Here is a 20,692-nt window from a genome sequence, read left to right on the forward strand (position 1 = left end):
ATATTGCCGCATTCCGTCAACGCTACCGAGATCAAACAGGGCGCGTTCACCGACCAGATGACAGACTCTCCGCTGATGCGGAACGATTGTGGTTAACCAACGACCCGGCCAAACCTGACTGGTGTTGGTTAACGCCGTCAGACGTATCGTTCCCGTCCGTCGTCACAGAGGTTTTCCGGTCACTTCGACGAGATCCGCAAACAGGACCGTCCCTCCTGATCGAACAGCTCGAAGACGCTGTCTTGCATCCAGCCGGCTCTGTTGAAACCCTATTGTCTTACCATCTTTCCTGCTGGAATATCCGTTAGGTAGGTGTGCAAGCTGATTGATAGAGAAACTACCAATGGCGATGATAATTATGCGATCCTTCTGCATACACAGCGCTTATCCAGCATATCAGACGAGCCGGTCGGACATTGAGTAATCTCCGAAACAGCGAGACGACCAGTGAAGATCGAGAGTCGAATACAGACCGCGATATTCCACAAAGCGAATAGTTTCTATTTTGCCAGTAATCGGCGTTCAGTAACCCGATCCCACGACTGATTACAAGGCCTCATATCATGATAATATGGATGTCTGGTAATGGGAAGCGCGGGATTTGAGTAACCCAATCACGAGTGAACATAGTGGCATTCACGTCCAGAAATCCTTCCAGCCACGAAAATACTCCCTTCCCGCGATTCAATTCCAAATCCGATCGACTCGCAGTGAACCTGGTCAACTCTCTCTGACCGGCTATCTTCAAATTGGTGCGGTTTCTTCACACAAAAGAGCAATAGCACCAGTAATATGCCGACTTAGTGTTTTTCATCACTTAAGGTACGGCAGCTATCTGTCCCACTCCAATGGCGAATAATAGGAGTCCAGCAATGAATAGGAGACGATGCACTGTGATGTGTGACTCAATGACATTCATGATACATCCAAACACTGCATCCACTATTGTTATGCACAACCTGACCGAGTATAATTGTAATTCCCGAACTATTTTGAACGCTGGTGTAGGCACTCGATCTGTCCGGCTGGACGATTGTCGATAAGGCTAGTCATGACTATCTTGTCCCGTCCGGAGTCACAGTACCACCAGGAAAAACAGTGTCATTCAATACTGAGAGTGGGTCCAATTCAGCCTCGAAATTATACTGGGGATCCAGGTGTGCTGTCTGGAACAACGCTGCCAAGACGGCACAGAACCGCGCACAGGCCGAACAATGTGCCTATGACGTCGATGCTCTTGGACTCATCGACATCACTAACGAGAGTTACGAGAACCCCACAGCCCACCAGTACACCGTCTCCACCGACGACGTGACCGACGAACTGATGGCCTGCACGTGCCCGCACCACGTCCACCGAAACGCCTTTTGCAAACACATAGCCGCCGTCGAAACCGCAACCGACGATGGGACGCACGAGGCGTTCCCCTCCGAGGACGACAACGAGTCCGAACCCGACAACTGTGACTGCGCTGGTCTCGGTGACTTCCCGTGTTGGCCGTGGGGAATCCAGAGGGGAGAAATCAAAGACCATCACCTTGCACTACGTTTCACAACAGTACAACACATTAAGTATCTGATTCAATATTGGACAGCGAGAATAGAGAGGAACTTTTTAAACAATACCTTCAACGGTATGAGCAAGTAAATGGTTGATACGGGTACCATCGGTCGGCTAACAGCTGGCTTGATTCTCCTGCTCGGTAATGGCTATTTTGTCACAATCGAATTCGCGATGACGCGTGTTCGCCAGTTCACACAAGACGAATTCCAAGGGTCACGTGGTCTTGAACGTGCCTGGAAGATGACCGAACGATTGGAAATTTTCCTCTCTGGGTGTCAACTCGGGATTACTATCTGCAGTGTTGGTCTTGGTGTCGTCGCTGAACCCGCACTTGCCGCAGTGGTCGATCCACTCATTATTGCGCTTGGACTCGAAGGAATACTTGGAACGGGTGAGGGTGGACACACAGCGCTTGCGGCAATCACTTCGTTGGCAATCATCAACCTCCTTCATCTTACGGTTGGAGAACAGGCACCGACGTACCTCGGTATCGAACGATCCAAACAAGTCGCAAAATACGGTGCTCCCGTCCTTTACTGGTGGACACGTATCTTCTCGCCAATCATTCGTCTTGCCGATTGGACAGCAAAAGCATTGCTTTCGTTCTTTGGAGTCGAAATGACCCGGTCCTGGGCTGAAGAGGAGATTGAGGAAGGTGCAGACACGCGTCAGGGGTTAATTAATCAGATGGGATCGACCATGGCGAATATGGACATTCCTGCTGATCGACGGGAAGAAATCATCAACGCAATTGCAATCGATCATATCCATGCATCTGATCTTATGGTCGATCGAGATGCAATTATCACGGTGTCAACGGAAGAGTCATTTGAGAGAAATCTCGAAACAATCCGCTCACATCCACATACGCGCTTTCCCCTCGTTGGAGAGAGCGTAGACGACATTATCGGAACAATTTATCTTCCTGCTGTTGTCCAGTCACAGGAGGCACTCGAACAGAAGGAGTCAAACCTTGCTGACATAGCGTCCCCCGCATTGACCGTTGCACCGGATATTCCGATTAGCGACCTAATCGACACGTTCCAAGAAGCAGATCAAGAGATTGCACTTGTAATAGATAATGGTCGAACAGCGGGAGCCATAACTGCAACCGACGCGTTTGAAGCGATTGCTGGTGAACTCAAAGATCCACTCGACAGGTCGAAGTAATTTTCGGACTGGTAATAGTTCTCGTCTCTCCTAAGAACGCAACCGACGACGGCACACTCAATGCCTTCCCCTCCGAGGACGAAGATGATTCCGAACTAGACGACTGCGACTGTGACGGCCTCGGTGGCTTCCCGTGTTGGCCGTGCGCGAGAACGGGACGGAAGGAATTGCCGAACTAGCTTATTCCCCCTTTGTTTATGATGCGTCCCTAAGGTCGAAATCTACCTCAGAGGAAAACCACCACTAGTAACAGTGCGTGGATACCGAGTAACCATTACAGTTACCTCGTGGTTTTGCTTTCGTGTCCGGTCACAACGGGTGTGACTCATAAACCCCGTGATAATTTGTCGCGGGTCAGCCGCGTCTGTGTGTTCAAGGATGTCTCTGTTTCAGCAGTTATCGGTCAAGGACCCATGCCGCGAATCTCCTGATTTGTTATCAGCGGGGGGTTCTTACTTCGATTGAGTTCTTTTCAAATATTCGGATCTCCAGACATACTTCTCCCTACTTCAGCAGTAATCTCGACCACCCCGAGGTTGCCGACGACGCATGCGAGGTGAGTATCTTTTCGACAGAACAAATTTTCCATTTCCTCTATTTTGGCCCTGTATGAGAACTAGAACACCTAGTATACCTTGCACATACGAATTCTATATTCAGAAATAAAGGTTGGACGTATTCATATGTCCACCACCCTTATTTGATGGGCATTTGTTTGGTGTTAGTGGAAAGAAACAGATGTCCATCGTCATCTCAGGAACATAGTTGACAATTCCAGGAAAATTAGAAGACATGGTTCATAAAAAGGAAAAGTGGAAGCGAGAGAAGTACGGTGACGATATCCGAGCAAAGATACTCGAGTTCGCCGAGAACGGGTGGGAAACCATTCCGGAGGACGAACGTGAGGCGTGGTTCTGCCGGTTCAAATTCTGGGGCGTGTTCCACCAGCGAACCGGACAGGAGAGTTATTTCATGATGCGACTAACCAACTGTGGCGGTATCCTCGAACCGGGACAACTCCGTGCCATCGGTGAGGTCGCACGCGATTACGCAACCGGCCCGGCCGAAAACCCAGAATTCGGGAACGGATTCGTGGATTTCACGACGCGCCAGTCGATTCAACTTCACTGGATAAACCTGGAGGACGTTCCCGAAATCTGGGACAAGCTAGAATCCGTCGGCGTCTCGACCCGCTCGGCTGGCGGGGACACGATGCGGAACATCTCCGGGTGTCCCGTCGCGGGCAAGGACAAACACGAGTACGTCGAAACTCGGGGGCTGCTCGACCGAATTCAGGCGCAGTTACGCGACGACGATGTCCTGTGTAACATGCCGCGAAAGTTCAATATCTCTGTAACCGGATGTCGCGAAGGTTGTGCACAGGACTCTATCAACGACGTTGCGCTTGAACCCGCTCGAAAACTTGTCGACGGGACGCAGGTCAAGGGATTTAATATGCGAGCGGGGGGCGGTCTCGGTGGGCGCGAACCCCGTCGTGCCCGCTCGCTGGACATTTTTGTCACGCCCGACGACGCCTACCAAATTGTTCGTGCTTTCGTCGAACTGTACCACGAAGAAGGAAACCGCCAAAACCGGCGGAAGAATCGAGGCCGGTTCTTCGTCGATGACTGGGGGACAGACGCCATCCGCGAAGAACTCGCCGAACGGGTCGAGTTCCCGCTTCTCCACGCAGGAACGGATTTACGCGCCCAGTATACGTTCAACGCTGGGAGACCCGATGAACGGGGAAAACACGACCACGTTGGCATTCACGAACAGGCAGACGGTGATTACTACGTCGGTCTGAACGTCCCCGTCGGCCGCGTTACCGCCGACGAGGCCATCGAACTCGCCGATCTCGCGGACGAGTACGGTAGCGGCGAACTCAGGCTTACCCGCCGACAGAATCCAATCATCATCGACGTGGACGGTGCGCGACTTGACGACCTGCTCGCCGAACCACTGTTGGAAACCCACGCACCCGAACCGTCTCCGTTCACTCAAGGGGCGATGGCATGTACGGGGACCGAGTTCTGCTCGCTTGCGCTTACCGAGACGAAGGTAAGGGCGACAATGATGCTTCGCTGGCTTAGGGACAACGTCGACCTCCCGGACGACATCTCCCAACTGAAGATTCATTTCTCGGGGTGCACCGCAGACTGCGGGCAAGCGATGACTGCCGATATAGGTTTGCAGGGGATGCGTGCTCGCAAGAACGACCAGATGGTCGAGGCGATGGACGTCGGCGTCGGCGGCGGTATCGGCGACGGACCGGCGTTCATTGAATGGGTTCACCAACGAGTTCCGGCCGACGAAGTTCCGGGACTCATCAAGAACCTCGTCGAAGCTTTCGCCGCGCTCCGGGAAGAGGGACAGACATTCCGTGAATGGGTGGACGCGACCGGCCATGAGTCGATCATCGAACTGGCCGTCGCCGAGGAAACCAGCTACGAAGACCCCTGCCTCCATGATGCGAAACAGTCGTGGTACCCGTTCTCGACTGGCGATGGCCCCGCACCGACCGCTCCCGACGGCACCCCCATTACGAGCAATGACTGAGTACGGCGCCCGACATTCGACCGTCGTTCTGTCCGGCACTGATCATCCATGAGAAACACCGTCCCGACGACGTGCATGCGCTGTGCGGTCGGCTGCGGACACATCAACCAGAGTCTCGACGTCGGCTACGGTATCGACATCGTTCGTGGCGACGTTACTCATCCAGTGAATCAGGGACTCGCCTGTCAGCGTGGCATCAGGGAGAGCAAATCTCCTGAGGGAAAATGGCTGACGCGCCCGCTGATTCGTGAAGGTGATCGACTTCTCCCGACGACGTGGGACGTCGCCCTCGGCCGCGTGGTGGAACAGTTCACGTTGACCGTCGAACGCGACCCGGACGGCCTCGCCGTCCTCGGGAGCGGACAGCAGACGAACGAGGCCGCGTACGTCCTCGGGAAACTGGCTCGTGGCGGATTCGGTACCCGTTACTATGATGCCAACACGACACTCTGTATGGCCAGCGCGGTGACGGCCTACTACGACGCGTTCGGGAGCGACGCGCCACCATGCACGTACGACGACATTCCTGATGCACGCACCCACCTCGTCTGGGGAGCGAACCCCGCTGTCGCCGACACGCACGTTTCGCCCGCCCCCGGCGGTGACCTCGCCCTCGCTCGCGCGGTGTTGGCCCGCCTTGTCGAACGGGACGCGATAGATGACGCGTTCATCGCCACAGTGACAACCGGTTTCGATGCACTCCGCGCCGAACTCCCGACCGCGGAGGACGGAGCGGCAACGGCTGGTGTTGATCTCGACACAGTCGACGAACTGGTCGACTCGATCGCCGACCCGACGCTGCTCTACTGGGGGATGGGCATCAATCAGAGCACGCAAGGAACAGCGACTGCGGGCGCCCTGATAGACCTCTGTCTCGCAACCGGAAACCTCGGTCCCGGAACGGGGCCGTTCTCTCTGACCGGACAGGCGAACTCCATGGGAACGCGCGTCTGTTCGTCCAAGGGTACGTGGCCTGGCCATCGGTCGTTCGACGATCCGAATGAACGCGCGGTCGTCGCGGAAGCGTGGAATGTTCCCGCGGAGCGATTGCCCAAAGATTCCGGACCCGGACCGGTCGGAATCGTCGAGGCCATCGACGGCGGTCCGGTCGAGGCGGTCTGGACGGTCGCGACGAATCCCGTCGCCGGGTTGCCCAACTCGTCCGCGGTCCGCGACCGACTCAACGAGGCGTTCCTCGTCGTGCAGGACGCCTTCCGCACTGAGACCGTCGAACTGGCCGACGTCGTCCTTCCCGCCGCGACGTGGGGCGAGTCGGACGGGACGACGATGAACATGGAACGACGCGTCTCCCGCGTTCGGTCCGTGATGGACACACCGACCGGTGTCCGAACCGACCTCGACATAATCACCGCCATCGCCGAAGGGATGGTCCCCGGACTGATGGAACGACCCGACCCGCGGACCGTCTTCGAGGAGCTGGCCGAGATCACGGCAGGCACATCTGCGGACCTCTCCGGAATCGGCTACCCTCGCCTCGAAGAGGAGAAGGCCGTTCATTGGCCCGCGCCCGATCCGAAATCGAGCGGTGGCTACCGGTACTACGACGACGGGAACTGGTCATTCGAGACGGCATCTGGTCGCGCTCGATTTTCGACTGGGACTCATCGAGGCGTCCCGGAGCCCACGAACGAAGAGTACCCTCTCACGCTTACGACGGCACGAACCGCGGACGGGTACAACACTGGCGTCCGCTCCCGCTCCCTTGACCCGTCTAGTCCGACCGCGCGGATCCATCCGGAAACGCTCGAATGCCTCGGTATTGACGGAACGGATGCCATCTTCGCGTCCCGACGAAGCGAGGTTCCGGTTCGAATCGATCCGGATTCGGCGGTTCCACGGGATGTCGTCTGGCTCCCGGTTCACCATCCACGGACGAACGAACTGACGCTTCCCGACAGGGACCCGCGGTCCGACGAACCGAACTACAAGCAGTGTGCGGTGCGACTCGTGCCGGGTTCGCCCGACCGAACCGCGGCCGCCGGAGCGGAGGTGGCGAGCGATGACTAACAAGGTCGAACAGCTGTTAATCGCGACCGTCGGGTTCTTCTGGGCGTTCCTGATGTGGTTCTCGACCGCCGCGTTCAGCACGAGCATCGGGGATTTCTACGGTCTCACCACCGGCCAACTCGCCCTGCTTGCCAGTTCGGCCATTTGGCTCGCGCCGCCCGGCCGCGTCGTCGCCGGGTGGGCGGCTGACCGGCTCGGCGCGCACAACACCTTCGCCATCATCCTCGCGTACTCCGGCGTGGTAAGCATCGCGTCCTCGTTCGCCGCGAGCTACGAGATTTTGTTCATCGAACGACTCGTCGTCGCCTCGGCGGGAATCAGCTTCGTCGTCGGCATCCAGCACGTCGCACAGTGGTTCGACGAACACGAAATCGGCACGGCAGAGGGGTTGTATGCTGGAACCGGAAATGTGGGTGCAGGCGTCGGCGCGCTGGTACTCCCGCGGCTCTACGGAACGCACTTCGGCGACGCTTTCCTCCATCTCGGGATCGGCGCGCTCGTCATTGCGGCCGTCTATAAGTGGCGTGGTCAACCGGCAAAGGACCAGGCGATGGCCGAAGCCGCACGGAGCAATACGTCTTTCAGCGACATGATGTATGTTTGGACGCGGTACGTCGCCATCGGGCTCATGCTCGCCTACGCGATGTCCTTTGGATTGGAAATCGCGATGAACTCGTGGCTACCCACGTACTACACGGATGGTTTCGACGAGTCCATTCGACAACTCGGATTCACCGATACGGCGTCCATCCAGGTCGCGGCCGGAACGTTCGCCGCCGTCCAGTCGTTCAACGCGTCGCTGTGGCGGCCGTTCTCGGGATACATGTCCGACCTCTGGCAGCGAAAGGGGTGGACGCCGTACCCCATCCTCGAGAAAGACCAACCATTCTCGCCGCGTATTCACTGGCTACTCACCGCGCTTATACTCATCTCGATACTAATGATCGCTCTCACCGCCGTGGGCCTCCTTCCGTTATCGGTTGTCGTCTTGGCTTGCTCCGGAATCGCAGTGAGTTTCGGTACCGGTGGCGTGTTCGCCATCGTTCCGCTCGTTTTCCCTGACCGACCGGGGACGGCGTCCGGGTTCATCGGCGGCATCTCCACGATGGGCGGCATCGTCTACCCGCTCATGTTTGGCTTCATGCCCAACATTCACACGGGGTACGCCTTCATCGCCGTCGTGTTCTTCGTTCCCATCATGCTGTTTTACCTGTGGGCGATGCACTCACAGAAGGGAATCGGCGACCACGGCATTGGTTCGAGGGAACGCTGGCTCGGCAAGAAACGGACATCCGGTGCATCGACAGGAGGTGATGACTGGTGACGGAGTACGATTCGTGGTACAAGTGGGGGAAGACCGTGCTGTACGTCGAGATGCTGATCGCAGTGCTCGTAACAGTGTTTTCCCTGTACATGGCGTTCAACGGCCAAGCGAGATGGTTGATCTAACATGAACGTCACCCGGACCGTATTGGAGGAAGTGGAACCATGAGTACAACCACGGGTATAGTCTCACTCGTCGGTGCCGGGCCGGGCGACCCGGAACTCCTCACGGTCAAAGCCCGACGCCTACTCGATGAGGCTGACGTAGTCCTCCACGCCTCACTCGTGGGCGACGATATCGTCGAGTCACTACCGGACCACGCGACCGTCATTCACACCGGCAAACGGGCAGGGGGCGAACGCACTCCACAGCCGGAAATCAACGCTCGGATGGTCCGAGAGGCCCGGGCCGGCAACGACGTCGTCCGCTTGAAGGGCGGCGACCCGACTGTCTTCGGGCGCGGCGGTGAGGAAGCCGAACATCTGGCCCGTCACGGTGTCCGGTTCGAAGTCGTTCCCGGCGTGACGAGCGCCGTCGTCGCCGGCGAAGTTGCTGGTATTCCTGCTACCCATCGCAATTGTGCGTCCAGCATCACCATCGTCACCGGACACGAGAACCCCACGAAGGACGGTACGTCCCTAGACTGGAAGGCCCTCGCCAGGAACGTCGAGGCTGGCGGAACGCTCGTTATTCTCATGGGTGTCGGTCGACTCCCCGACAACATCGCCGCGCTCTGTTCGAATGGCCTCGACGCCGAAACACCCATCGCGATGGTCGAGCGTGCAACGCTGCCCGACGAACGAGTCGTCACCGGGACACTGAACACGGTCGTCGAACGCGCGAAAACTGCCAACGTGAGTCCTCCGGCGGTCACCATCGTCGGTGACGTCGTCAACACCTACGATATCGTCGAACATTGCTTGGCCAACTCTGCGGGTTCGATGGTCACCTCATGGTCATCTTCGTTCACCACCGACGGGATCGGGGAGGCAACTCACAGCGAGTAGTAAGATCGCTTTCGCCGTCCATTTCTACGAACTCTCGCTGAACATCCCGACGAGCGTTCAGTGAACTAACGCTACTCGACCGTACTTGCGACGTCCCTTACCAGACAAAACGTCTATCCTGTCCTCTCGCATAGTCGTGACTCGCATAGGGTGATCCACGCGAATATATTATTGGAAAGTTCTGTACAATAGTTTTAAACAGAAAGATAGTTGAATAATCAACTATGGACCTCCTAGAACGGTTTCGTATGGCACAAAGGATGATGGCGAATCCATTTATGCGGAGACAGCAGTTCCTATCATCTGTTATCGGTCCGGTTCAGAGTCGAATTCATGGGAACGACGGCGAATACGTTATGGATGCTGACTGGGACAACCTCCTCATCTTGGACGCCTGTCGATACGACCTATTTACCCAGATTTGCGCCAAATTATCGCTTGACGGTAAGTTGACCAAGTTCCAATCTCGGGGGAGTTCCTCATCGGAATTTTTACTGGAGAATTTCGGCGGTCGATCGTACAACGACACCGTCTATGTAACCGCCAATCCACACGAGAAACGAGTTCTCGACGATTCGTTCTACTTCACGGACCGTGTCTGGATCGACGGATGGAGCGATGATGACGGAATCGTCCCCCCGGAAGTACTCTCGGAACGTGCGCTCTCGGTCCACGAAGAATTCCCAAACAAACGTCAGATAGTCCATTTCATGCAACCACACACCCCTTTTATCGGCGAGACGCAGCTCGATATCGATAGCCGATTAACCGGCGGACTCCGGGACATGATGCTCGATGAGTCATCGGAGATGGACTTCGGATTCGCTTGGGAAGCATTGCAGGATGGTGAAATCGAAGACGGGATCTTTTGGGAGGCGTATCGAGATAATTTGATCCGTGTACTCGAGGAAGCGATCCCGCTCGCCGAAGAGCTTCCGGGAAAAACAGTGATCACGGCCGATCACGGAAACGCAATCGGCGAGTGGGCGACACCATTCCCGATTCCGGTCTACTTCCATCCGAGTAAAATACGGATGCCGGTACTCAACACCGTTCCGTGGTTCGTGCCTCCGTACTCGAAACGAAAGCAGATCGTCAGGTCAGGGAAGTCGGGGTCGGCAGATATCTCCGACGAAGCGGCTGAATCAGGCGATGACACGATCGAGGAACGCTTGTCTGCGTTGGGTTACGTCGATTAACACCGATCCGAAATATTCAACATCATTGGTAGCCGAGTCGCGTCGCTGGCGGGGGGACTCGTCGCCGAAGTCGAGTCGGTATTTGGTCGAGGTTCGTTGATTTTCGATGACTGGTCGTTTAATCGCCGCGGGCGATTTACACGCGTATAGGAGAATGCCTCGAGGCTTGACCTCGAGGCGATTCACGTGGTCGTGGAACGGATTCACCGTGCCCGCGAAGCGGATCCACACATCGCTCAAAAATGGTCGTCGACGAACGGCCAAACGCCGTCAGGATAATACTCGTGCCCACCATCACCGATATATAACGTACACTGCTCCGGCGCACCAGCCGCCGTGTATATCGATTGCAAACGTTCGAAGGCGCGTTTCGTTCCTTCGATCGGAAAGATGTCGTCTTCGACGCCATTTGTGGCAACGAACGGGCGTGGTGCGATGAGCCCGGCGATGTCGTACTGTTCACCCAACTCCGCAATCCCCGGAACGTAATTACACTCGCAGTGATCGATTGCAGCGATAGACTCTTCGAACGTACAGAAATACGACGATATCGCAACTGCATCGATTCGCTCATCGATAGCTGCACTGAACAGTGCAACGGCTCCACCGCTAGAGTGGCCAGTAACGAGAATACGGTCATCGTCGATATCCGACCTCTCTTCGATGAAATCGAGTAGACAAGTGACATCCCAAACCCTGTCACCCACGAGCGACCGACCGAAGAGTTGTGCATGTAGTTGCAAGGTGTGACAGGTTCGGTAGCCGAGCGCTTCATCGGAGCGGTTCGCTAGTTCGGCTAGCCCACGCATGGCAGGTACAATTACTGCATAGCCCCAATCGATGGCATGGAGCGCGATATCACGCCGTTCATCAGTTATCTGAGTACGCTGCTCAGTAGTTTCTGGACGGCCGACACTCACATCGCGACCACCTGCTCCGTGTCCGTGAAGTGTGATTGCAACGGGGTACGGTGGGTCCTGTTCGTCGGGAATCAGTAAATAGAACGGTAGTTGAAAATCAACTTCCGTATGGGCTCGCCAATCCTGTCGTTCGTGATCGTCCTCTGCCGCCGTGTCAATACAATAGGGTTTCAGGTCAGGGGCATCGCTATTCCCGATAACGGAAAAACCGAACAGTGACCGGAGGTCGGTTCGAAATTCATCCTACCACGAGCACAACGCGGCTGCTGTCTGTCCCGTATATGCATGTCGAGGGTTGTGGCTCTGGAATAGTCGTCGTGTCCACCGGTCAGGATATCGGGAGTTGGTCACGGGTTCCGACTACACGAAGTGTGCTAATAAGAACTCCCTCTGATTCGATATCACGACGGTTGTCCACTCTAACCGTAACGGTCAGCAGATCGGGTCAGGTAAGTGGGCAATTCGACATAGAAGCATCTGATCAGCACGTCTTCGACTCCGGTTGATTTGCTGAAAAACGAGATTTCCACGACGCTACAGTTCTTATCGATAGTTACAACTAGCGGACTTTCAGTTTTCAAACTGGATTATCGGACAGTTCGACGATACGGAACAAACCCTGATAGGATGTTTCACACGTCCAAATTCCAGATTGACACCTTAAAGTGTGGAGTCACTGGATCCTCGCTCGACAGGAAATAGAAGCGCTATTGCTGGAAATTCATTTACACCATAGTTCCGAAGTAAATCACCCACACACTACCGTGAGACCTCCTCCTCCCACAATCACCTCACTCTTACAGACAGTCCCATTGCTGATTCACAGAAGACAGTCCGGTGGTCTCAACCAGTCCACTTCACAACTGACGACCGAACCCAATGACGTGATGAAACCAATCCATAATCGGATGCCCGTGGTGCTATCGAGTGAGGACAAAGATCGGTGGCTTTCGGGTGATCCAGAAGAACGTGAAGCGTTGTGTCAACCGTATTCTCGTGATGATTTGGCTGCCTACGAGATCTCGACGCGAGTCAACAACCCAGTCATGACGATCCGTCGGTCATTGATCCAGAGGATCACGAACAATCGGGACTTGGTGAGTTCTCCTCGGAGTGAATAGGTGAGGAAGGAGTAGTGATATCGGACAGATAGTGCTTCTCAAAGAGTTGTGATTTGAGCGGTGCTACCGTCTGTTAGTGAATTGGGGAAAGTGAACCGAGACTTACTCGCACATGAAGAGTAGTTAGTTGAGATTCTGTTGCTTCACTACCGGTTGTTGCACTAAGCAGTTGTGGACACACCAGACGTCAAGTTAAATATATAAGACGGTAGCGGCTACTATTCTAAAAACTTTGTGGACATTTTGTCTACACTGCTTTTCAATTAAATATTAAGAACTATCAAAATATATGCACCTAGGGTGAAAGAGATTGTCAGAGTCAACCAAGTACCAATGATAAACACCCATAAAACTGGACTCATGAGAAATTTATCGACTTGGGTGGGAAAGAGTATTAGTACCCACATTGGAAGACCAATTACTACGATTACGAAGAAGAAAAGAGATGCACGTACAGTTCGGCTATCGAAAGCACCCATGAATATAATACTAGGTGCAATGATATCAAATTTAGATAGTAATTAAAACATAATCCCTAGATATCAAATCGCGTCATTACACTTTAAAGCAGATAAAAGTGGTCCGTGTCACACTGGAACTGGGATGGGGAGTGTCCAGTGATGATGACGCGAACACAAATAACAAGTACTGCCAAAAGTCGCATTACATCCTCGTTGTTTCTGGAGCACTCGGTCTGACTCGATGACGGGTCCAAAATTGAAATCGCTAGCGGGAGCGGAGCAGCGATACCGCCGGGTCACCATGGTTGGACGGTTGGCGATGAAGAGCTCGTCTATCTTGAATTCCAGCGAGGGACTCCGTCCACCCTGAAGTAATTCGCCAAGATCCCAATATATTGGTCCGACACAGCTCCATCACACAACACCTCAACTGTGCGCCAGCACCCGTCGCCAGCGCCAATAAAAACACTCTGAAAGAGGGGTAGATTCACACGTGACTCGCACTACGCTTCGAGGAGATCGTGTCGACTTGACCGTACACAGGGTCAACACGGAAAGCCACCAAGCCCATCTCAGTCACAGTTCGCTGGTTGGTCGGTATCGCTGGCTTGTGCATAGGGTTCCGGTTATTGCTAGATTTGTGTTCCACCGTCCGCGACAGCGGAAGCGTTCGGTATCTCCAAGTGTACTTCGGTCTGTTCGGACATTGGTATCCACTCTAAATCCTCCCCGTAGTGGAAGGTGCGGTGGTCCTGGGTCGGGTCGACGACCGTCAGCGAGAGCCAGTCGTTGTCCAGCAGTTCGGTCAACTCCTCGTGGTCGGCCAAGATGCCGGTAACGCGCTCGACCGGCGCATGGACGACCGTCGAGAGGCGGAGCGGCTGGTGATACGGTTTGTCATCGGCGGCCATCAGCGACTGGAGGGGGAGACCGGTCATCAAGTCGCCGCCGGTTCCCTGGTAGACACCGACGTTGCCGACAGGGTTCTGCGTCACCTTCGACCCGCTGCCATAGACTGCGTTGTCGACTGTCGAAAAGTAGTACTGAGTATTGATCCACTGTGTGACGACCATGGGGCCAGTGAGGATCGCTTCGAGCGCGTCACCATCCGGGTCGGTCGACCAGTCGTAGGAGTGGAGGAAGGCCCGGCCGTCGAGATTGAGGTTGCTCGTCAGTTCGCGAGGGGCGACGACGAAGCCAGCGTTGCCGGCCAGTCCCCACTCGGGACGCGTTTCGGCCCAGTCGGCGGCACGGCGTTCCGTCTCACTGACCCCCATCGAGCTGTCGGCACCCATCGACTCGGCGCGCTCGGCTGTCGCGTTCTCGCGAGCGATAGCCAGGTCTGCACGCAACCGGTCGATATCCCCCGCGTGACTTTCGGGGATGTCGTCATCGTACAGTTCCACCTCGTCGGTCGTGGTGTTGTGCTGGCCAGCGACGAAGACGGTGTCCTCGGGGATGTCGAAGCCGCGGTCGCGGAGTGCCGTCTTGACATCCTCGTCGTTACAGATTGCTGCAAGTACGCGGGCATTCGGGCCGCTGGGGTTACCAGCACAGGCGCCACAGTCTAGACTCGTCTCGTACGGGTTGTTAGTCGTCTCGCTGGCGTGCCCGGCGAAGACGACGAGGCGGCCGAACTCCTCCCAGCCCATCAGGTCGAAGGCGGTCGCGGCGTACTCGACTTTTTCATCGTGGGTCAGTCCCACCGGGAGGTCACCGACATAGGTGTGCTGGTGGTGGATCAGCGGCTCACAGAACTCGTGTTCGTCGGGTACCGACGCTTCAACAGCGTCTAACAAGTCGTGGACGCGCCCGGGAACGAGCGTGCGGGCCGCGAGTGCGAGGCCGTAGCCGCTGCCAGCGTTTTCGACGTAGCCGTAGGCTGTGGCGGCGTTGGCCTCTAGCGTCTTGATAATCTCATCGGCGGCCTCGCGGATGCCCCACCAGCGGTCGTGGCTCGCCTGCGTGTCGTTGTCGGTCGGAAAGTCGTGGATGTAGTGCTGTGGTTCGAGGATCGGTGGACAGGCCTCGACCGCTACATCGGTGTCGTATCCCCGGTACTCGATCGGGATGCCGAAAAAGCCAGCGTACCCGTGAGTCTCATAATCTCCCCCCGCCTCGATGTGACGGCGAATGACTTCCGAACGAGTGTCGATACAAAAGACAAGCTGGGCGTCTGGACGGCTCGACGGATCGCTATCGGCCATCGACTCACTCTCCTCGGCGATCGCCTCGACGAGATCGTCACGGTATGTCGCTTCCCACGCACGCAGGAACGCCTGAGCGAGTTCGTCGGCTGGCTCCATGTCGGTGCCCTCGTTCGAGGGCTCGAGGTCAACACCAGTCGCATCTGACAGTGCCAGACGCACCGCGAGGTACTCCTCCAGCGAAATCGGGTATTTCGACTGCCACTCTCTCCCGTCATCGACACGCTGCTTGATCAACCCCGTCCAGCCCGGGAGGGCAGCTAGTTGCTCCTCGAAGATAGACACCCACTGGCTCTGCGGGTACGGCTCCAGCACCGTCTCGATCGTCTCGATCGGCGTCTCGGGAAGGTCAGTGATGAGCCCTTCGTCTGGGATTTCGCCGTCGTATTCGACCACCCCACGAAAAGCGGCGTAGAACCCTTCTTCGCGGTTCGGCATCGACCAGTGGGCACTCCCCTCGTCGAGGAAGTTCGATAGCCACTTCGTCAGCACTTGGTCAACATGGTTTGGGGCGGTATCGGTGACACCTTCCACGACGTCGGTCGCGTCGGAAATGCGGTCCAACAACGTATGGGGTTCCTCCTCGTAGCCTGCCTCGGCAAGTTCCGATTCGAGTATCTCCGGGTCTATCTGGCCACGTTCCAGTGCCGTCTCGAACGTCTCGGGGTTGGGGTAGCCGCGACCACCTAGTAGGTCGGTTGCCCGTTTGACCGCCTCGCCGAACGGCTGGTCCTCGAACCCCGAGAGCGGGTTGGCCGTCACGAACGAGTGGATGGGCCAGAGGGACCCGATGCTAGTCGCTGCTTCATCGATGCTATCGTGGATGATGGATTCAGTACTCATTATATTCCTCTGTGGAGGTCAGGAGGGTGTCCGACGCGGGTTGGCTGGCGTTAATCAGTGCGACGTAGAGACGCTGGCTGCGCTCGTGGATACCGGTCTCGATCCCAACGTAGATGCCAACGAAGATGACGGCAATGACGCCGTGGAGCAGAGTCAGTTCAGTCGGGGCTGTGACCATCGGAAGTCCGAATAGGAGTCCGGATATCGTCTCGTAGACGGCGGCGTAGATGACGATGGCTGGGAAGAAGACCAGGGGGACGGCTCCGTAGCGGGCCGACCGCGAAAGTGAGGTGGTCTGGACCGCATTGCGGGCCGCGTGGAGCGTGGTGAACACGACGAAGAAGGTCAGCAGGAGTCCGGCGTCCATGTTCGTCCCTTTTCCGGTCAGCGCCGCGAACAGTATACCGCCGGCTAGTCCGGTCAGCAGCGTCACCGCGAAGGTGACGACGCTCGTTGGGTACCCCACCGTGTGCGAGGGCTCCTCGCTCGGACTGGTATGTTCAATCTGCCCCCCGGAGGAGAGGAATTGGTATGCCTTGTAGAAGCCGTGCAGGATGAGGTGGGTGATGGCGGCCCCGAAGAACCCGAGGCCAGCCTGCATGATCATGAATCCCATCTGGCCGACCGTTGAACAACCGAGTTTGCGCTTGACGTCCGTCTGGACCGACTTCAGGAGTTTCCCACCAATCGCGCTGGCCGCGCCGACGGCGACCACTGCCAGCATGAAGGTGGTATCGACGGTGACGACCGGGGCAAAGCGGACCAGCAAGATGCCACCCGCATTGACGAACCCGGCGTGCATCAGTGCCGATGCCGGTGTCGGAGCGGTCATCGAGGAGAGGAGCCAGCCGTGGAAGGGAACGAGCGCCGACTGGATTATCGCCGCGAGGACGAGGGTCCCGGCAGCCACGAGCCACACCGCTCCGTCGAGCGAATCAGACGCCGCGGCGATCCCGGAGATCGTCGTCGCACCGGTCGTCCACCACAATACGGTCAGCGCGACCCCGAGTAGCGCGCTGCTGGCGAGGAAGTACCGGCGAGCGACCGTCGCGGCCGCCCGTGCCTGGCGCCAACCGTCGACAAGACCGACGAGTTTCGCCATCACAAGCCCCATCGCCAGCCATAGGAGCCAGAACAAGGCGATAAGGTCGGCGGCCACGAGCCCCATCACAGCAGCCGTGAAACCGAACACGGCGAGGAAGAAGTCGGTCTCATGGGCGCTACCAGCCATGTAGCGGCGAGAGTAACTGTGAACAATCCCGCTAAAGAAGGTGACGACCACCCACATCAGAATGGTCAGGCCATCGATGGCGACCACGCCGGGGATCTCCCACGACCCACCGAACCGGACTCGGGCGATGAGGACGGCGATACTCGCGGCGAACAACGTCCACACGAGCCACGTTAGTACAATGGGCACGGACGGCGATTCCACCGTCGTGTCCGGGAGCGCTCCGATCGTCGGTTTCGAACTACGTCCTGACATCGTTCATCCTATTGTCCGACCATCCCACGTACCGAGACGAACTCGGAATCCGCTTCTGGTCGTATTCAACACAATAGAGAACAAAATGACTATTAAAACTATCTATATTCACAAAACGTTCGTAAATTGGCCATTATAGAACAGTATGGTTTTGTTGAGTCTGTATTTAAACACCCGGTATAGGAGGGTCAGGTCAGGAGATTTGTGACCTGTACCGACGAGTCGTCGGGGAGACGAGCCCGGATTGTGGTTGGTTCTGTCTCGCCGTCGAGGGCGACCAGATACTGCTTGTCAGGAAACGAATTGTACGCCCCATCTTGGTCGTGTACGTAGCCAGCGACCGTGACCGACGACGGGAGTGCCTGCTTGAGAAACACAACCTGGCGACAGACGTTGTACTCGACAAGTCGATTCTGTCTCGTCTGAGGTGGCATCGAGTCAGTCAGGAGCCCCTCCTCAAACGCATCTCCGACGAGCGAACGGAGCGGCTTCAACCGCGCTTCGATACCTGCAGGTGACCCTGAATCGGGTGCAATCCACCGGTCGTACGCGTCTTCGAGAACCTGACACCTCGTGTGTCCGACGATGAGTACTGCTGTAATGTCGTGCTGCGTTTCGAGGAGTTCGATATCGCTGTCCAGTACCACCTGACCTTCGTACTGATCCCAGGTCTGATTCCCGAGCGTCTGCACTCCGATGACGTTCCAGGTAGCATCGACCGGCCACAGCGGTTTCCAACTGCAGTCGCTCATCGAGCACGAGACGACGAGGGCCGTCTGGGTGGCCGAGCCATCTTCCCGGTTTCTCCGAGAACCGGTCCATTCTTGAACTGACTCGATAGCAGATTTGAGATCGTCCCCGCTCATCGTAAACCACGCCACCTCTGTTCAGACGCATTAGTGTCGGCCATTAGCTCTCAGTAACAGATTTGAACCTGAAACGAGATAGGGTTACCGAAACGTTCGAAATGTTCGTCACGAGGAACAGTTCGTTATTGATGCGAGGTGGTATGGAAGATCTCCCAGGGACGCCCTTGTTAAGCAGTCGTTCGAACCGATCGGTGGACGTACGGTCGTTGAGGACGATAGGATTGAGAACATCGAGGGGGACAGAAACGACATCGATTAACGTCATACTGCTGGCGTTCGACAACGACACGCGTCTGGGGATTCCCTTGCAGAAGAAGTGGTTCGACGTCACCGTCCGGGGAGTGTTACGGATAGCTACCACGGCTTGAGCCGAAATCGACGAACTCAATTGCGGTGTCAGCTCCCGACCGAGAGGCAGCACTTGCTGTCCTTGCGGGATACTCGGATAATCTAGCTGGCCCGATCGGTTCGGTACGGGCCGCCGTCCGTCGCGCGACCGAGCCAGACGTCAAACACGTCGTCGTTTAGGAATCGTCCCCCGTGTGAGTATTGGAATTGAACTTGCCGAAAGGTGTCGTCTCGTGGGTTCGAACGAGAACTTCATCAGCAACGGTAAGCCCCATATCGAGGAGTGCCTGTGCGACGGGTGTGATGTCGCTGTCCGACTCGCCGACAGCAGTCACGAGGAGATTTTGTTCCCCGGTGACCAGTTCTTGAACAGAGACGACACCATCGATTTCTAGAATATCGGGGATAAGGTCACCACGTTCGACTATCGAAGCGGTGCAGTAGAGCAACATTTGGAGCGGATAGCCCGATTTTTGATAATCGACATTGGCACTGTATCCTTTAATTACCCCATCGGATTCGAGACGCTGGATGCGCTTGCGGACGGTACTGTCCGAGGTATCGGTTCGCTCTGTGATGTCTCCAGAAGACATGTTTCGAGCGTCTTCCTGGAGTGCATACAGAATTGCTCTGTCGACGTCGTCGATCTCTCCTTCAACCATACCCGTGTGTCCGCGACAAAGCCACTTTACCTTTGTATGTTGCTCGAGATCCTCACCGATATCTATATTTTCGTCTCCTCTCTTTGGACTATTCTCGATAACAGAAAGACAACTACAACGACAACTACAGATGGGGACTTCACTAGTCAACGGGAGAGTTCATTAATAAAACGACTACGATAAATACCGAAGGCATTTCAGGTTGGTTCTACTCCTTTGCAAGCTTATCGTACGTTTCGGCATGCTCTTTCCGCTCGAGTGCTGCCATTGTACGCATCACTTCGCGGCGTTCTTGTGCTGTCTCCGCTGCTTGCAGCTGTTTCCGGAGATTGGCACGTTCAGCCGCGGAGTTAGATGGCTTGTCCGAGTTCATTCGATATCAACTGGCACCCGCTCGAACTCCTCACACGCCGCATCAAACGTCGCTTTGCCCACTGGTAGGATGTTGAACGTCCGTGATTGGCGAACCGTCGAAAGCGCCTCAACGGCTGCTATGTTCCCGATCTGGTACAACATCAAAGTCGCAAACTCCGAGAGCACATAGTGACTCGTAAACACCGACCAATACTCACGGCTTCCATGCCATCGAACACACCATTCGCTGCGTCGTGATTCACATCGTCCTCGTCAAAGGCAGCGTACAACCCACCAGTATCGACGAACAGCGGCAGTCTGGCGACTCTTCACTTTGCCCTGGTCCTCAAGCTGTCCAAGCTTCCGTCGAGCAGTCTCTCGTGAACACTCAAGCGCATCTGCGACATCACCAGAGGTCACAACGGGCCCCTCTACTTCCTCGAAAATGGCGAGCACGTCGGTGAGCGTTACCGTCTCGACGTACCGCCCTGTATCACCGAGATCTTTGGACAGTCTCCACAGTACACACTACCGAAGTATACTCCTATTGGTGTATGCCATGTGGTGAATA

15 protein-coding genes and 1 pseudogene are annotated in these 20,692 nt (G+C 56.2%); 9 read left to right on the forward strand and 7 right to left on the reverse strand.

Annotation, left to right across the window (positions count from 1 at the left end; all coding sequences use genetic code 11):
- Positions 1–1,032 precede the first annotated feature (1,032 nt).
- From B208_RS0121365 to B208_RS0121400, 8 genes are all read left to right on the forward strand, one after another.
- Positions 1,033–1,647, forward strand: a complete 615-nt coding sequence (locus tag B208_RS0121365) for a lamin tail domain-containing protein (protein ID WP_232423925.1) — start codon at positions 1,033–1,035, stop codon at positions 1,645–1,647.
- Positions 1,648–2,733 (forward strand): CNNM domain-containing protein, encoded by a 1,086-nt coding sequence (locus B208_RS0121370; RefSeq protein WP_007981460.1) that lies wholly within the window; start codon positions 1,648–1,650, stop codon positions 2,731–2,733.
- 792 nt (positions 2,734–3,525) lie between these two features.
- Positions 3,526–5,292, forward strand: a complete 1,767-nt coding sequence (locus B208_RS0121375) for a nitrite/sulfite reductase (RefSeq protein ID WP_007981457.1) — start codon at positions 3,526–3,528, stop codon at positions 5,290–5,292.
- Between the two features lie 48 nt (positions 5,293–5,340).
- Complete coding sequence (locus B208_RS0121380; protein ID WP_007981455.1) at positions 5,341–7,320, forward strand: molybdopterin-dependent oxidoreductase; 1,980 nt, start codon at positions 5,341–5,343, stop codon at positions 7,318–7,320.
- Entirely contained in the window at positions 7,313–8,644 is a 1,332-nt protein-coding gene (locus B208_RS0121385) for an MFS transporter (RefSeq protein ID WP_007981453.1), read from the forward strand. Before B208_RS0121380 ends, B208_RS0121385 begins: the two co-directional genes overlap by 8 nt.
- Positions 8,641–8,769 carry a hypothetical protein gene (locus tag B208_RS25005; RefSeq protein ID WP_007981450.1) on the forward strand — a complete coding sequence of 43 codons (129 nt, stop codon included), beginning with the start codon at positions 8,641–8,643 and terminating at the stop codon, positions 8,767–8,769. Before B208_RS0121385 ends, B208_RS25005 begins: the two co-directional genes overlap by 4 nt.
- Before the next feature lie 39 nt (positions 8,770–8,808).
- Complete coding sequence (gene cobA / locus B208_RS0121395; protein WP_007981448.1) at positions 8,809–9,651, forward strand: uroporphyrinogen-III C-methyltransferase; 843 nt, start codon at positions 8,809–8,811, stop codon at positions 9,649–9,651.
- Positions 9,652–9,929: 278 nt separating this feature from the next.
- A complete protein-coding gene (locus tag B208_RS0121400) occupies positions 9,930–10,850 on the forward strand; it encodes a hypothetical protein (RefSeq protein WP_026178009.1) in 921 nt (306 codons plus the stop codon).
- 236 nt (positions 10,851–11,086) lie between these two features.
- Here the strand turns inward: B208_RS0121400 and B208_RS0121405 are convergent, their stop codons facing one another.
- The gene (locus B208_RS0121405; RefSeq protein WP_368085980.1) at positions 11,087–11,986 is read right to left on the reverse strand and encodes an alpha/beta hydrolase family protein; all 900 of its coding nucleotides are present in this window, start codon (positions 11,984–11,986) and stop codon (positions 11,087–11,089) included.
- A gap of 647 nt (positions 11,987–12,633) precedes the next feature.
- On the opposite strand from B208_RS0121405, the pseudogene B208_RS24845 reads away from it, so the two are divergent.
- Positions 12,634–12,887, forward strand: a pseudogene (locus B208_RS24845) (SOS response-associated peptidase family protein); the annotation flags it as partial.
- A 1,097-nt stretch (positions 12,888–13,984) separates the two neighbouring features.
- Here the strand turns inward: B208_RS24845 and B208_RS0121415 are convergent.
- The 6 genes from B208_RS0121415 to B208_RS24850 all read right to left on the reverse strand — a co-directional run bounded on the left by B208_RS0121415 (position 13,985) and on the right by B208_RS24850 (position 20,577).
- The gene (locus tag B208_RS0121415) at positions 13,985–16,402 is read right to left on the reverse strand and encodes a DUF2309 domain-containing protein (protein WP_007981440.1); all 2,418 of its coding nucleotides are present in this window, start codon (positions 16,400–16,402) and stop codon (positions 13,985–13,987) included.
- Positions 16,392–17,888 carry a proton-conducting transporter transmembrane domain-containing protein gene (locus B208_RS0121420; protein ID WP_026178010.1) on the reverse strand — a complete coding sequence of 499 codons (1,497 nt, stop codon included), beginning with the start codon at positions 17,886–17,888 and terminating at the stop codon, positions 16,392–16,394. The genes B208_RS0121415 and B208_RS0121420 overlap by 11 nt, the downstream gene beginning before the upstream one ends.
- A 188-nt stretch (positions 17,889–18,076) precedes the next feature.
- Entirely contained in the window at positions 18,077–18,754 is a 678-nt protein-coding gene (locus B208_RS0121425; RefSeq protein ID WP_232423912.1) for a carbonic anhydrase, read from the reverse strand.
- 527 nt (positions 18,755–19,281) lie between these two features.
- Complete coding sequence (locus B208_RS0121430) at positions 19,282–19,767, reverse strand: Lrp/AsnC family transcriptional regulator (protein WP_007981435.1); 486 nt, start codon at positions 19,765–19,767, stop codon at positions 19,282–19,284.
- 369 nt (positions 19,768–20,136) lie between these two features.
- Positions 20,137–20,283: a hypothetical protein gene (locus B208_RS0121440; RefSeq protein ID WP_154652466.1), complete on the reverse strand. Its 147-nt coding sequence runs from the start codon at positions 20,281–20,283 to the stop codon at positions 20,137–20,139.
- 111 nt (positions 20,284–20,394) lie between these two features.
- Positions 20,395–20,577: a helix-turn-helix domain-containing protein gene (locus B208_RS24850; protein WP_306421029.1), complete on the reverse strand. Its 183-nt coding sequence runs from the start codon at positions 20,575–20,577 to the stop codon at positions 20,395–20,397.
- Positions 20,578–20,692 lie beyond the last annotated feature (115 nt).

Source organism: Haladaptatus paucihalophilus DX253 (genome assembly GCF_000376445.1).
Lineage (GTDB): Archaea > Halobacteriota > Halobacteria > Halobacteriales > Haladaptataceae > Haladaptatus > Haladaptatus paucihalophilus.

Bases quoted from the DNA above. Each gene is read 5' to 3' on its own strand.
- B208_RS0121370 (WP_007981460.1), top strand. From the start codon at position 1,648: ATGGTTGATACGGGTACCATCGGTCGGCTAACAGCTGGCTTGATTCTC.
- B208_RS0121375 (WP_007981457.1), top strand. From the start codon at position 3,526: ATGGTTCATAAAAAGGAAAAGTGGAAGCGAGAGAAGTACGGTGACGAT.
- B208_RS0121380 (WP_007981455.1), top strand. From the start codon at position 5,341: ATGAGAAACACCGTCCCGACGACGTGCATGCGCTGTGCGGTCGGCTGC.
- B208_RS0121385 (WP_007981453.1), top strand. From the start codon at position 7,313: ATGACTAACAAGGTCGAACAGCTGTTAATCGCGACCGTCGGGTTCTTC.
- cobA (WP_007981448.1), top strand. From the start codon at position 8,809: ATGAGTACAACCACGGGTATAGTCTCACTCGTCGGTGCCGGGCCGGGC.
- B208_RS0121400 (WP_026178009.1), top strand. From the start codon at position 9,930: ATGCGGAGACAGCAGTTCCTATCATCTGTTATCGGTCCGGTTCAGAGT.
- B208_RS0121415 (WP_007981440.1), bottom strand. From the start codon at position 16,402: ATGAGTACTGAATCCATCATCCACGATAGCATCGATGAAGCAGCGACT.
- B208_RS0121420 (WP_026178010.1), bottom strand. From the start codon at position 17,888: ATGTCAGGACGTAGTTCGAAACCGACGATCGGAGCGCTCCCGGACACG.
- B208_RS0121425 (WP_232423912.1), bottom strand. From the start codon at position 18,754: ATGAGCGGGGACGATCTCAAATCTGCTATCGAGTCAGTTCAAGAATGG.
- B208_RS0121430 (WP_007981435.1), bottom strand. From the start codon at position 19,767: ATGGTTGAAGGAGAGATCGACGACGTCGACAGAGCAATTCTGTATGCA.
- B208_RS0121440 (WP_154652466.1), bottom strand. From the start codon at position 20,283: ATGTTGTACCAGATCGGGAACATAGCAGCCGTTGAGGCGCTTTCGACG.